Origin of the sequence: Phenylobacterium sp. (assembly GCF_025351295.1) — a bacterium.
In the GTDB taxonomy this organism is placed as follows: domain Bacteria; phylum Pseudomonadota; class Alphaproteobacteria; order Caulobacterales; family Caulobacteraceae; genus Phenylobacterium.
This window is the reverse complement of sequence record NZ_JANXWD010000106.1, coordinates 1-13,733: the sequence shown is the minus strand read 5'-3', so window position 1 is coordinate 13,733 and position 13,733 is coordinate 1. Positions and strand designations below refer to the sequence as shown.

8 protein-coding genes are annotated in these 13,733 nt (G+C 73.4%); all 8 read left to right on the top strand.

All coding sequences use genetic code 11. From position 1 onward, the window contains the following. Positions 1 to 18 precede the first annotated feature (18 nt). On the top strand, positions 19 to 318 hold the full coding sequence (locus Q0R13_RS15180) for a PAAR domain-containing protein (protein ID WP_293905377.1): 300 nt from the start codon (positions 19 to 21) through the stop codon (positions 316 to 318). Between the two features lie 4 nt (positions 319 to 322). Beyond that, entirely contained in the window at positions 323 to 745 is a 423-nt protein-coding gene (locus Q0R13_RS15175) for a GPW/gp25 family protein (protein ID WP_293905375.1), read from the top strand. Next, positions 742 to 4,623, top strand: a complete 3,882-nt coding sequence (locus Q0R13_RS15170) for a hypothetical protein (protein WP_293905374.1) — start codon at positions 742 to 744, stop codon at positions 4,621 to 4,623. The genes Q0R13_RS15175 and Q0R13_RS15170 overlap by 4 nt, the downstream gene beginning before the upstream one ends. Next, positions 4,620 to 5,501, top strand: a complete 882-nt coding sequence (locus Q0R13_RS15165) for a hypothetical protein (RefSeq protein WP_293905373.1) — start codon at positions 4,620 to 4,622, stop codon at positions 5,499 to 5,501. Before Q0R13_RS15170 ends, Q0R13_RS15165 begins: the two co-directional genes overlap by 4 nt. Next, complete coding sequence (locus Q0R13_RS15160) at positions 5,498 to 8,029, top strand: hypothetical protein (RefSeq protein WP_293905372.1); 2,532 nt, start codon at positions 5,498 to 5,500, stop codon at positions 8,027 to 8,029. The genes Q0R13_RS15165 and Q0R13_RS15160 overlap by 4 nt, the downstream gene beginning before the upstream one ends. A gap of 1 nt (position 8,030) precedes the next feature. Then, positions 8,031 to 11,933: a contractile injection system tape measure protein gene (locus tag Q0R13_RS15155; RefSeq protein ID WP_293905370.1), complete on the top strand. Its 3,903-nt coding sequence runs from the start codon at positions 8,031 to 8,033 to the stop codon at positions 11,931 to 11,933. Next, positions 11,917 to 13,299: an ATP-binding protein gene (locus Q0R13_RS15150; protein ID WP_293905368.1), complete on the top strand. Its 1,383-nt coding sequence runs from the start codon at positions 11,917 to 11,919 to the stop codon at positions 13,297 to 13,299. The genes Q0R13_RS15155 and Q0R13_RS15150 overlap by 17 nt, the downstream gene beginning before the upstream one ends. Then, positions 13,296 to 13,733 (top strand): hypothetical protein (locus tag Q0R13_RS15145; protein ID WP_293905366.1); only part of this gene is annotated, 438 nt, incomplete at its 3' end. The genes Q0R13_RS15150 and Q0R13_RS15145, both read left to right, overlap by 4 nt.

Genomic DNA, 13,733 nt, shown 5'->3' with positions numbered 1-13,733 from the left:
GAGCTTCCTGAGGACCCCATGCCGCCCGCGGCCCGCATTACCGACATGCATCTCTGCCCGATGGTCACCCCGGGCCTGCCGCCGATCCCGCATGTGGGCGGGCCGGTGAGCGGGCCGTGCGTGGCCAATGTGCTGATCGGCAAGCTGCCGGCCGCGGTGGTCGGCGACCTGGCGATCTGCGTCGGTCCGCCCGACTCGCTGGTCAAGGGCTCGGCGACGGTGCTGATCTCCGGCCGGCCGGCCGTGCGGGTCGGCGACATCACGGCCCATGGCGGCAATATCGTCATGGGGTGCCTGAACGTGATGATCGGCGGCTGAGACCATGACGCGGGACAACAGCTTCCTCGGGACGGGCTGGAGCTTTCCGCCATCGTTCGACACCCGGACCCGGGCGGCGGCCCTGGTCTCGGCCGAGGAGGACATCGCCCAGAGCCTGCGAATCCTGTTCTCCACCACGCCCGGCGAGCGGGTCATGCAGCCGACCTACGGCTGCGACCTGAAGTTCATGGTGTTCGAGACCATCGACGAAAGCGTGCTCACCGACCTCAAGGACGCCATCGAGCGGGCCGTGCGGTTCTTCGAAGTGCGGATCACCCTGAATGCCATCGACATCGACGAAGGCGAATGGATCGAGGGAATCCTGAAGCTGAACCTCGACTACACGATCCGCGGGACCAACACGCGCAACAACCTGGTCTTCCCGCTGTATCTTGAGCAGGGCTCCGGCGTGGGTCATCGCGCATGAGCGGCGGAACCAACCAGGCGGAGCGGTATCCCGCGGGGCTGTCGGCGGAGCGGTTCCGCGTCGACGAGACGCCGGCGCACGAACTGCTGACCATGAGCCGGCGGTTCGCCCGCGAGCTGGACTTCGTGGGCGAGGACGGGCGGGTCGACGGCGACTGGCGCCGTCTGCTGGACGGCGACGAGACGGTGATGCTGGCCCGCGGCCTCAGCCGGCCGCTGCGCCAGCACGAACGGGCCTTCCTCGACGACTTCACGGGCGCCCGGCCGCACGGGGTGGCCGATCGGCTGAGCGACCTGGCGCGCTGGCTGGCCCACTGGTTCGGGGATCTCACCGCCATCGACCGGCCCCGGACCAAGGCGTTCAGCGAACGGGTCGAGCAGGTGGTGACCCAGTTCCTGGCCCCGGAGCTCGCGCCGGCGACGGCGAGCACCATCGCCGAGGCCACGACGCTGATCGACGACCGGCTGGACCCGATCCTGCGCCCCGGCGCGGCGCGGTCGCGCCGCCGGGCACAGCCGCCGACGCTGCGCGAGATGCGCCGGCTCTATTTCGCGCTGCTGAAGTCCATCGCCCGCGTCCAGGCGATGGCGGAGCAGGAATGGCGCCGGTCGCTGCAGAGCGGGGCCCACGAGCCCGCGGCCGCGCTGCTGCTGGCCTTCCTGCAGATGTTCGAGCGCGTGCAGCAGCAGATGAACCGGTTCACCGACCGGCTCACCGACTTCTACTACCGCGACGTCCTGCGGATGCAGCCGCACGGCGCCGAGGCCGACAGCGTGCTCCTGGTCTTCCAGCGCGATCCGACCTACGCGGCGGAGGTGATCGTGCCAGCCGGGGCGCGGTTCCTGGTGCCCGCGTCGGCGGCCGGCCCGGCGGTGGAGTTCCTCGCCGACGAGGCCCTCTACGTCACCGAGACCCGGGTCGACGCCCTGTGCACGCTGCGCCTGCAGCGGGACCGGCTGATCTCGCCCGAGCGCGAGTTCGCCTACGTCACCCGCGTCAAGATCGACGCCTTTTCCGCCCAGGTCGGCTCGGCCGGGCCACCGGGGGCGCAGTCCGCGCCGCTGTTCGGCGGCGATGTGCGAGGCTCGATCCGAAAGGGCGAGAACGCCCGCATCGGCCTGGCCGTCGCCGCCCCGGTGCTGTGGCTGAAGGAGGGCGAGCGTGAGGTCCGGCTGACCATCGGCTTCGCCTTCGACGACGACCCGCAGGCCCTGCTGGCCCAGCTGCGCGAGGCCAGCGCCGCGCCAGAGCCCGACCCGGCCGCCAAGGCGACGGCGTTCTTCCGGGTCCTGGGCCGCCTGTTCGGCCGCTGGGTGCTGCCGGACGCCAAGGTCCTGACCACGGCCGACCTGAAGGAGATCCGGGCTCTGGCGGCCGGCTTCATCGATCTGACGCCCTTCGAGCGCAAGGCGTCGGAGATCTCCGCGGATATGGACGGCGTCTCGCCCACCGACCCGCTGTTCCTGTTCCTGGGCGCTGTGGAGCCCGATGAGGCGAGCCGCGACCTGATCCGCGACGAGGTGCTTGAGAGCCTCTTCCGGGTCGCGCTGAGCACGGCCGACGGCTGGTTCGAGTGCCCGCGGGTGGTCCTGCAGCCCGGGTCGGGCGCCACGTCGATGACCCTGGCCCTGCACCTCGGCAACGACGATCCGCCGATCGAAGCCTGCACGGCGGCGGTCCACGGGCCGGACCTGCCGACCGGGGCGCCGGTCATGCGCCTGCTGATCAACGACCAGGCGGCGTTCTATCCGCTGTCGCTGCTGGACGGGGCGATGCTGGACAGCCTCGGCCTGCAGGTGGCGGTGTCCGGCGTGCGCGACCTGCGGGCCTACAACCAGCTCGGGCCCCTCGACCCCAGCCGCCCGTTCATGCCCTTCGGGCCAATCCCCAACATCGCGTCCTACCTGGTCATCGCGGCCCCGGAGCTGGCGCGGAAATATGTCACCGCGCTCACCGTCTGCCCGGAGTGGGTGGGGCTGCCGCCCGACGGGTTCGCCGACTACTATGACGGTTACGGCGCGCGCATGGACGACGGCGCCTTCACCGCCACCACGGCGATCCTGCGCGATGGGCTATGGATCGAGTCCGACCTGCCGCCGCAACCGCTGTTCACGACGCAGGGCAGCCTGCAGGGGCGCCCAATCGACTTCGGCGCCGCGGCGCTGGTCACCGGCTGGCGGCCCACCGATGCCGACCTGATCCTGGACCAGAACGCCCGCAGCGGCTTCTTCCGGGTCCAGCTGGCCGCGCCCAAGGAAGGGTTCGGCCACCAGATCTATCCGACCGCCCTGACCAACGCCCTCAGCGCCAAGACCCGGAGCCGCAAGGCCCAGCCGATGCCGAACCCGCCCTATACGCCGCTGCTCGGCAGGGTCACCCTGACCTATGCGGCCAGCACGCGGATCACGATCGGGCGGGCGAACGAGGCGCGGACCGCCGGCGGCGCCGAGCGGGTGCTCTACCTGCGGCCGTTCGGCGTGGAACAGATCTATCCCTACCCCTCGGAGCGCCGCCGTCCCGTGGCGCCCGGGTTCGGCCGCGACGGCAACCTCTACATCGGCCTGTCGGGGCGCGACCTGCGGGGTGTGCTGACCCTGCTGTTCGACCTGCGCAGGGACGCCGCCGACGAGGCCGAGGCACGCCAGACACCGCGCCCGACGATCGAGTGGTCCTGGCTCACCGAGGACGAGTGGCGCCCGCTGGACCGCCGCCGTGTCCTGTCGGACACCACCTCCGGCTTCCTGACCTCGGGGGTGGTCACCCTGGACCTGCCGCCGGACATCCGCCCCGGCAATCGGCTCATGCCGAGCGACCTCTACTGGCTCCGGGCCGCCACGGACGCCTCCTCCGGGTGCTTCGCCGGGCTCAAGGGGGTCACCGCCCAGACGCTGCGCGCCACCCGGGTGCTCAGCGCCGCCGCCGCGCCAGAGGCCCCGCTGGCCCCGCGCAGCATCGACATGAAGAGCGCCGCCCTGCCGGGCATCCTGGCGCTGCAACAGCCGGAGGCCAGCTACGGTCTGCGCTGTGCGGAGCGCCAGGACGAGGAGCGCACCCGGATCGGCGAGCGCCTGCGGCACAAGAACCGCGCCTCCACGCCGTGGGACTACGAGCGGCTGGTGCTGGAGCGGTTCCCGAACGTGTTCAAGGCCCGCTGCCTGTCCAACCGCGCGGACCGCACCGGCGCCGCGGCGCCCGGGCAGGTGCTGGTGGTCGTGGCGCCGGCGGCGCATCGCAACGACAGCCAGTATGCCAGCCGCGCCATGCGCCTGGACCCGCTGGAGCTGGACAGTATCGAGCGATACCTGCAGGCGCGATCCTCGCCGTTCGCCAAGGTCCGGGTGCGCAACGCCAGCTACGACCTCATCCAGGTGCGCTGCCGCGTGGCGCTCAGGCCGGGGGCGCATGGCGACATCCTGCGCCGGATCAACGCCGCCATCGTCGCGCACCTGTCGCCCTGGCATGACGGCGGCTACCTGGCGCACTTCGACTGGGAGGTGCGGGGCGAGGACATCGAGGACTGCGTCCGGCGGCTGCCGGAGGTGGAGTCGGTCACCGGGATCTCGCTGGTGCACGTCTGCGAGGACCAGAGCGGACCGGCGGGATCGAGCTATCTCTTCGAAGACACCGCCCTGCCGCCGCCGGCCTATCCCGACGGCGTCTCGCCGACCCGGGCCCAGCACCGGCATCCCTGGAGCATGGCCCTGCCGATGGATGAGCACTTCATCGACATCGTCACCGATGACGGCGTCGACGAGACCCGCTGGACCGGGGTCGCCGCCGGGGCCGGCGTGGCGGGCGTCCAGATCGGCAGCACCTTCGTCGTCGGCCGCGGCGCCAATGGGCCCGCCGACCGCACCCTGGTCGAGGACGACGCATGAGCCGCCAATCGCGAGAAACCCTGAGGGCCTACTTCCGGGAGGGACACCGCCCCACCGAGGACGAGTTCGGCGACCTGATCGACTCGGCGCTCAACATCAACGACGAGGGCTTCAGCAAGACAGCGCCCGACGGCCTGCGCGTCACCTCGCTCGGTGAAAGCGCGGCCCTGATGAGCTTCTACAGTCCCCGCTCGACCGGCGGGGCGGAATGGCGGCTGGGGTTCGGCGACGCGCTGAACAGGCTGACGTTCGAGCGGCCGGCGGTGTCGGGCTACACCGCCGACCCGCTGGTGACGATCGAGGGCGGCGACGCGGTCCGGCCGCCCCGCATGGGCATCGGCATATCGGAGCCGCGTGACGAGCTGGACGTTGAGGGCGCGATCCGTTCAACGGGCCGGCGGGGGGCGGAAATCCTGCTGCCCGCCGATGGCGAATTCCACCCGCTGGCTGAGAATCTGCAGGGCTGCAACGCCTTCGAGGTCGTGGCCGGGGTCGGCGACCGGCACACCGGCCGTTTCGCTTTGGTCCACGCCATCGCGATGAATACCTACAACCCGATCTGGTGGGAGGACCTGCTGCCGCCGTTCGCCAAGAAGCGGATCCGGCACACCCACGCCTACTACACCCGTCCGTCCGACCGGCTGCAGCTGCGCTGGGCGCCGCAGAAGGCCGGCGCCGACCGCACCAAGGGCTATGGCGACGACGCCGTCTACCAGCTGCAGATCCGCACCCGTCACGACTACCGCGCCAGCCAGCGGGGGGATGGCGGCAAGCTGTCGCCGAGCGCGCGCGATGCCCTGGTCCGCGCCTATGTGACCCGGCTGTGGTTCGACGATATGACCGGCGACACCCTGCCGTTCGAGAAGGCCCCCAAATGAGCGAGCTGGGCCCCGCGGACCTGCCGACCTCGATCCCGCGTCGGAACGCGGCGGCGCGGGCGGCCGACCCAGTCGCCTTCCAGTCGCTCCGCGCCCTGGGGATCGAGTGGACCCAACTGGCCAGCGGCCAGCGGTGGACCGACTACAACCTGCACGATCCGGGGGTCACCATCCTGGAGCAGCTCGCCTACGCCCTGACCGAGCTGGCCTACCGCGCGGACTTTCCCGTCGCCGACCACCTCTGCGGCGAGGACGGCGCGATCCACTATGGGCGCCAGGCCCTGTTCCCGCCGCAGGACATCCTGCCCTGTCGCCCGACAACCGTCAGCGACTATCGCCGGCTGTTGCTGGACCGGGTCCCGGGTCTGGCGGACGCGCGGTTCGCCGCGGCCGAGGCGGTCCGGGCGCCCGGGCTGCACAGTCTGCGCCTGCGTCCTGCGGATCATGCCGACCGGGGACACGCCTGCATCGCCGAGGCGCGCGCGGCCTACCGGATGAACCGGGGCCTGGGCGAGGACCTCGACGAGACCGTCACCTTGATCGCCTCGCGGTATTGCAGCCTGAGGCTGGACGCCAGCATCGCCGGCGAACGCGACCCGGCCGACATCCTGGCCGACATCTATCACCACTGCGCCACGGCGATCGCCGGCGTGGCGCCGGTGCTGAGCTACGACGAGATGGTCCGCGCCGGCTGGCCGCTGGACGCAATCTTCGACGGTCCGGCGACCGCGTTCGGACGGATCGTCAAGACCCGTCTCGACGATGGCCCGGCGGCCTGGACCGGGCAGCCGGGCGAGACCGATCTGGACGAGGATCCTACCGGCCGCCTGGTGCTTGGCGACCTGCGCGCGCTGCTGCTGCTGCGGGTCGAAGGCCTGGAGTCGATCGGCAAGCTGGACCTGGAAGTGGACGGCAAGGGCATCGTCAGCCGCGTCCTGGAGTGGCCGCTCGACCAGTGGGCGCCCTGCCTGCGCACGCCGGGGAACGAGACGGCGCCGGCGGACCTGTCGCTGGTGCGTCTGAACCGCCGCGGCGGCGAGGCGCCGATCAACGGCCGGGCCGTGATCCGGCGCTATGCCGACGACATGCGGCCGGGCGTGGCGCAGCGCTCCGAGATCCGCCCGTTCGACAAGGTCGCGCCGCCGCCCCACGGGGTTTACCGGCCGCCGACCGACTACCAGTCGGTCCAGAACCAGTTCCCGGCGATCTATGGCGTAGGGCCCCGCGGCCCGGCCGACCTGAGCCCACGCGGCCGGGCGCGCAGCGACCAGCTCCGGGCCTATCTGGCGCTGTTCGACCAGATCCTGGCCAACGGCGCCGCCCAGCTGGACCACGTCGGTGAGCTGTTCACGCCGGACCGGTCGCTGGACCGGAGCTATTGGCGCGAGGTACTCGGCGATGGCGAGGTGGCCGGTATCGAGGCGCTGTACGCGCGGCCGGCGGACCAGATCCACAAGCTGGTCTATGGGCCGTTCGACGACGCCGAGGATCGCCGCGGGCGGGTGCTCGACTACCTGCTGTCGCTGTACGGCGAGACCTTCACCCAGAACACGTCGCGCCAGTTCATGGACTACCTGCGCGACGTCGAGCTGGGCGCGGCGCTGCTGGCGAACAAGATGACCTATCTCAAGGACCAGGTCAGCCTGGGCCGCGACCGAGCGGGCGGCTTCGACCATGGCCTGGATCTCTGGGCCAGGCCCGAACATACGCCGGCCATCCACCGGCGGATCTCGCTGCTGCTGGGGTTCAAGAGCTGGCATGCGCGCGCCCTGACCGACCCGGTGGGCGCCTGGCGGGCGCGGCGCGGCGCCTCGGCGGAGGCGCAGGAGGCCGGGACGCGAGCCTACCATGCGCGGGTCGACACGCTGCGCTCCCTGGCGTGGCCGACGACGTCCGAGCCGGCCGGGGACGTGGCCCCCGAGCTGCGCCGCTTGCGCCAGGACCCGACCACCCATGCGGCGCTGTTCGTGCATGGCGTCTATCGCCGGCGCTACCGCTGGCAGTGGGACACCGAGAGCACGGGCGGTCGGCTGCTGCTGGGCGCCGACGAGGACGAGCGGTGGTGGTGGGACCTCGGGCGGTTCCGGGACGAGGCGCATGCCGGCCACCTCGCCGACTGCCTGCGCCGGCGGCTGCTCCGGTTGAACGACGCCTGCGAGGGGCTGCACATCGTCGAGCACATCCTGCTGCGTCCGCGCGGGCCGGGATCGAAGGCCGTCGATGCCGCCTTCCACGCCCTGCGCGTGACCCTGGTGTTCCCCGACTGGACCGTCCGCACCGCGCGCCCGGCGTTCCGCGACTTCGCCGAGGAGACGGTGCAGATCAACTGCCCGGCCCACGTCGCGGCCGAGTGCATCTGGCTCGACTTCGCCGCCATGCGAACCTTCGAGGCCCGCTACGCCGCCTGGATGGCCGAGCTGGTCCGCCACACCGCGGGGCAGGGTGACGTGGCGGCGCTGGACGCGGCGGCGGCGGCGTTGGTCGAGGGGCTGCGGCCCCACCTGCGGCGGCCTGGCGGGGCGGCCTGACATGGGCGCCCACGTCATCGAGAGCCTGAGTTTCGAGGTGGACTTCGCCGCCGAGGCCGACGCGCGCGCCCACCACGAGCGGCTGGGCGACTTCGCGGGCGGACGGGGACTGGCGATCATCGACGAGGTGTTCGACGAGTTCGCCGGGGCCGACGAGGTGCTGCGGCTGGACCGGCTGGAGGTCGATGTCGGCGAGATCCGTTTCGTCGGGGCCGGCGCCGATCCCGAACAGCGGCTGCGCGAGGCGGTGCGCCGTGCGCTGCGCGAGGCCCTGGCCCGGACGCCGGAGACGCGGCAGACGCAGACACAGACACAGACGACGGGGCCAGAGACGACGTGGCCACAGACGACGGGGCCACAGACGACGGGGCTGCAGAGCCCGGGGCCGCCGCCGGTGTCGCGGGCCGGCCGGGGCGAGACCGAGTTGGAGCTGGTCTGGCGGCATCTGCTGCAGGGACGGCTGCCGTGGCAGGCGGCGGGCGCGGTCGCGGTCGCCTTTGACGACCTGGTGAGGCGGGTGGCGGAGGTCCGGGGCGCGGCGCTGATCGCGCGCCTGCGGGCCGCACCGGACCTGGCACGACTGTTGGCCCGCCTGGTGCGCCAGTGGCCGCCCGAGGCGGTGGCGCGGCTGGTGCGGGAGCTGGCGCCCGATGACCACACGGCCGGCGAGGACGTCCGCACGGCGACTGCGCTGGCGTCCGGCGCCGGGCCGGTCATCGCGCGCGTCGAGGCGCTGGAGCGCCTGCTCGCGCCTGGCCGGGCCGGCGAGGGTGCGGCAGTGTCGGCGACCGCCGCCGACCCGACGCCGCCGGCGACGCCGCCGCCCTCGGGCGACCGGGCCCCCTCCGAGCCGGCCTGGATCCCGCTGCTGCGCGGCGAGCCCGAGGTCGTTCGGGCCCGGTTGCGGAGCTTCCTGGCGGACGCGACATGGCGCGTCCGGCTGGCCGAGGCGATGACCGAGACCCAGTGGCGCCAGCTCCTGGGCCCGTGGGTCGGTCCCGCCGACGCCGCCGTCGTCTCCGCCCTGGTGACCCAGCCCGATCCCTGGCGGCTGGGCGCCGTCGCCCCGGCCGCCGCAATCGCCGCAGCGCTGCATGAAGCGCTGCTCGCGCGCCTGCTGGCGGAAGGTCGCGACGGCCTGGCGTTGGAGCGCGCCGTGCGGACCCTGGTCGAGGCGCGGGCCGCCGTCGACGGACTGAGCTTGGCCGCGGTGGCCCGGGCGCTATCGGCGGCCTGGCCGGCGGAGGGCCCGGCGGGCGCCGTGCGGACGCGCCTCCAGGCGCTGCTTGCCGCCGTCGCTGCGGGTGGAGAGCCTCCATCGCCCCCGCCGCAGGGCCCGGCGTCCAGGATCCCCGTCGACACCGCCGCCGACGCCGCGCGCGAGGCGAGCCCCGTCGTCGCCGCGCCTGAGCGTGGCCGCTGGCGCCTGGAGATGGATCGTCAGCTCGCCGGCGCGCGGATGGCCGACGAGCCCTGGCGGTCGCTGCTGCGGCTGGAGCCGTCCTGGCTGGCGGCGCGCCTGCGCCATCATGGCCGGTCGGCCGCCTGGCGTCGCGCCTTCGCCCGCCACCTCGGGCCCTCGCGGCTGGCCGATATCCTGGGCCTCTGGGTCGAACCCGCCGATGCGACAGTCCTGGCGGCGCTGGTCGATGAACCCTGGCCTTGGCGCCTTGGCGCGCCGCACACCGACGAGGACCTGGCCGTGCGGCTGCGCGAATGGCTGCTGGCCGACCTGCTGCTCGCGGCGCCAGCGCCCGTCGACGCCGCGGCCGTCGCCCTGAGCGTCGTGCGTCGGCGGGCCGAGCACGACGACCTGGGCATGGCGGAGACGGCGCGGAGCCTGGCCGCGGCCTGGCCGAGCACGGGACCGGTCGCTGTCGTGCGAGATCGCCTGCTGGCGCTGCTGGCGGCGCCGGGCGGTGCCGCCCCATCCGCCTCATTCGCGCCTGCGAGCCCGGCGATCCCCGGGGTCGGGGCCGACCCCGCCGATGTGGATCCGACGCCGGATCGCGAGCGCTCGCGCCGCCGGCTGCAGGCCGCCTTCATCCGGGCGCGGCTGACCGGCGTGGAGCCGCTGCTGCGGGCCGCCCTGCATGACGACCGCGACTGGCTGGTCTCCGAACTGGCCGCCCGAGGCGCGGACCCGGCGCTCCGCCAGGCGCTGGCGCAAACGCTGCCGGCCGGCCTGCTGTTCGACCTGTCGCAGTCCTGGATGTCGGAGGCCGAGGCGCGGGTGATCCTGGCGGTCGCGCCACCGTCCAGCGCGCGAGACGGCGCGGAGCCGGCGTTCTGGGCCAGCGTTCTGGACGCCGTCTGGGCGGCGCCGGGCCGGCCGGCCGGCGCCGGGCGCCTGATCCGTACGCTGGTCCGCCATGCTCCGCCGGCGGAGCGGCGCGAGCAACTGAGCGCGCTGCGCACGGCGCGGGCGTACCTGCGCGACCCGGTCGCCCCCGAACCGGCGCCGGACGGCCCGGCCCCGACGCCGTCGGTCGCCCGGTGGCTGGAGCGCCTGCCCGCGCGACCCAGCCCGGCCGTGGCGCGCGCCGTGGCGGGGCTGCTGACCCCGGCGTCCGCGGGGCTGCGGCAGCTGGAGGGGCTGGGCGAACTGCGGCGGCGGGACCTCCTGCGGCGCCTGCGCCCGGCAGACGCGACCCGCATCCTGGACACCCTGGACCGGCTGTCGCGGATCGCCCTCGCCGGCGGCCTGCCGGAGCCCCGCGAGACGGCGGCGACGTTCAACTGGCGGTTCCTGCTGCGGGAGCTGTTCGAGGAAGGACGGCGGTTCGAGGTCCAGGGCTTTACCCAGCGCTGGGCCGACGCCCGGTTGGCCGAGGCGCCGTCCGGCGCACGGGGCGGCTGGCGGACGCGCCTGATCGCCGGACTGGACGCCTCGACGCGGCCGGGCTCGCCAGCCCCTGCGCCCGCTGCTCGCGACGCCGACGGGGGACTGGATTCAATCGGCGGAGATAAGCTTCCCGCGACTCCCGGGGGTTCGCGATCGACCGCCACCCCGCCACCCCCGGAGGCTGGCGGCCCCGTCGTTCAGGGCCGGCGCGTCGTTCAGGGCCGGCGCGTCGCTCAGGGCGGGCCCGTCGCCCGAAGCCGGCCACCCGACCCGACGGACGATGCCGCCACTGCCGCTCGTCCGGCGCCACCCGACCCGACGGCCGATGCCGCCACCGCGGCTCGCGCGGCGCCGCCCGCCCAGAAGGCCGACCCGAACGCCGGCCCGTGGCCGCCTCGGTCCGAACCGCTGGCGCCCGAAACCATCGACGCGACGCCACCCGCGTCCGACCGGGATCTCATCGCCGCAACCCTCCAGGCCGGCGCCCGCTCCGAACCGGCGGCGCCGCTCCTGCCGTTGCCGCCCACCCGCTGGCCCATGGGCGAGCCCTCGCCGGACGAAGCGCTCTATGTGGCCAACGCCGGGATCGTCATCGCCAGCCCCTACATTCCGACCCTGTTCGCCCGCCTGGACCTGACCCGCGACGGCGCGTTCGTCGACGCGGCGGCGGCCGAGCGGGCGGTTCATCTGTTGCAGTTCATGGTCGATGGCGGCGAGCCGGCGCCCGAGCACCAGCTGGTGCTGAACAAACTGCTCTGCGGCCTGGAGCTCGACATGCCGATCGGCCGCGACTTCGCGATCGGCGACCCCGAGCGGGCGATGGTCGAAGGCCTGCTGGCGACGATCGTCGAGCGCTGGACGATCCTCGGGCGCACCTCCATCGCCGGCCTGCGGGAGTCGTTCCTGCAGCGCCAGGGCGCGCTGACGCTGGCGCCGGAGACCTGGCGGCTGCTGGTCGAGCCGCGCGCCTTCGACATGTTGCTGGATCAGATCCCCTGGGGGTTCTCGACCCTGAAGCTGCCGTGGATGACGCAGGTGCTGCATGTCGACTGGCGCTGAGCCCCTGCCGCTGCGGCGCGACGCCGCCGCCCTGGCCAATGCCCGGGCGCTGGAGCGCCACCTCGCCTGGCTGGGCGCGGTGCTGCAAGCGCGGCTGGCGACCCATTTCCGCCAGCCCGGGGAGCCCCAGGCGCCGGAGGCCATCGCGCCGCCAGCGCTGGCGGGCGACCCCTCGGAGCTGGCCGCGGTGATCGGCGAGGGCGACCTCGACTGGGCCGAGCGCGTGGTGCTGTTGCTGGCCCTGGCGCCGCACGTGCAGCCGCAGCTGCTGGACCCGCTGTTCATGCGCAACGCCAACATCGACCGCGGCTTCACCGAGTTCGGCGGCTGGAAGGGCCGGGCGCACGCGGGCTTCATGCCCACCGGCGAGACCGCCGCCTTCCTCGCGGCCGGCGACGACCTGGAGGCGCGCGCCGCCATCCGGCCGCTGTTCGAGGACGGCCATCCCTTCGCCCGCCTGGACATCCTGCGCCTGGAGCACGACGCGCCGGGCGAGCCCTATTTCAGCGGCGCGCTCGCGTTGTCGCCGACCGCCCTCGCCCGGCTGACCACCGGCGAGCGGCACAAGCCGGACTTCAGCGCCGCCTTCCCGGCCAAGCTGATCACGACCCGGCTGGGCTGGGACGACCTGGTGCTGGGCGCCGAGGTGCTGGCCGAGGTCGAGACGATCCTGGGCTGGATCGCCAACCGTGGCGCCATCCTGGAGGACTGGGACCTGGCCCGGACGCTGCAGCCCGGATACCGCAGCCTGTTCTTCGGCCCGCCGGGCACCGGCAAGACCCTGACCGCGACCCTGATCGGCCAGCAGGTCCAGGCCGATGTCTACCGGATCGACCTGTCGATGGTGGTCTCCAAATATATCGGCGAGACCGAGAAGAACCTGGCCCGGGTATTCGACCAGGCCGCCAACCATGACTGGATCCTGTTCTTCGACGAGGCCGACGCCCTGTTCGGCAAGCGCACCTCGACGTCCAGTTCCAACGACCGCTACGCCAACCAGGAGGTCTCCTACCTGCTGCAGCGGGTCGAGGACTTCGCCGGCAACGTGATCCTGGCGACCAACCTGAAGGGCAACATCGACGACGCCTTCGCCCGGCGCTTCCAGTCGCTGGTCTATTTCCCGATGCCCGACGCCGAACAGCGCGAGCGGCTGTGGCGCGGCATGCTGCGCCAGGACGCGCGCCTCGACGCCGACGTCGACCTGGGCCGGCTGGCCGCCCGCTACGAGCTGTCCGGCGGGGCGATCGCCAACGTGGTCCGCTTCGCCGCCATTCGCGCCGTGCAGCACAAGCGCGACAGGATCCGGGCCGCGGACCTGGTCCAGGGCGCGGTCCGCGAACTGCGCAAGGAGGGCCGCACGGCATGACGGACCACCCGAACCTGTTCGCGCGCCGGGGCCGCGCCCTGGCGATGCTGGCGGCCCTGGGGCTGCTGTTCGCCCAGGTCCCGGCCTCGGCGCCGGCCCAGACTGCCGTGCGCCCCTGTCCCCAGGGCCCGGTGGACTCGCGCCTGGCCTGCAGCGGCCAGCCGCTCGATGCGCGGGAGGACCCGTTGCGCGTCGTGGGCGCCGCCGTCGCCCTGCCGGACGGCCGGCGCGGCGAGTCCTATCCGGACACCCAACTGGTGACCGGCGGGATGCCCGGCTACGCCGGCGAGGTGATCGGCGCGCTGCCGCCGGGTATGAGCGTCCTGGCCTCCGGCGTCCTGGTGGGCACGCCGGCCAGGCCGGGCCGCTTCGCCTTCACCCTGGTGCTGCGGGACGGCTCCAGGCCGCCGCAGGAAATCCGCCAGCCCTTCGTC

Excerpts from the sequence above, each read along its gene's own strand:
- Q0R13_RS15180 (WP_293905377.1), top strand. The coding sequence starts at position 19 with ATGCCGCCCGCGGCCCGCATTACCGACATGCATCTCTGCCCGATGGTC.
- Q0R13_RS15175 (WP_293905375.1), top strand. The coding sequence starts at position 323 with ATGACGCGGGACAACAGCTTCCTCGGGACGGGCTGGAGCTTTCCGCCA.
- Q0R13_RS15170 (WP_293905374.1), top strand. The coding sequence starts at position 742 with ATGAGCGGCGGAACCAACCAGGCGGAGCGGTATCCCGCGGGGCTGTCG.
- Q0R13_RS15165 (WP_293905373.1), top strand. The coding sequence starts at position 4,620 with ATGAGCCGCCAATCGCGAGAAACCCTGAGGGCCTACTTCCGGGAGGGA.
- Q0R13_RS15160 (WP_293905372.1), top strand. The coding sequence starts at position 5,498 with ATGAGCGAGCTGGGCCCCGCGGACCTGCCGACCTCGATCCCGCGTCGG.
- Q0R13_RS15155 (WP_293905370.1), top strand. The coding sequence starts at position 8,031 with ATGGGCGCCCACGTCATCGAGAGCCTGAGTTTCGAGGTGGACTTCGCC.
- Q0R13_RS15150 (WP_293905368.1), top strand. The coding sequence starts at position 11,917 with ATGTCGACTGGCGCTGAGCCCCTGCCGCTGCGGCGCGACGCCGCCGCC.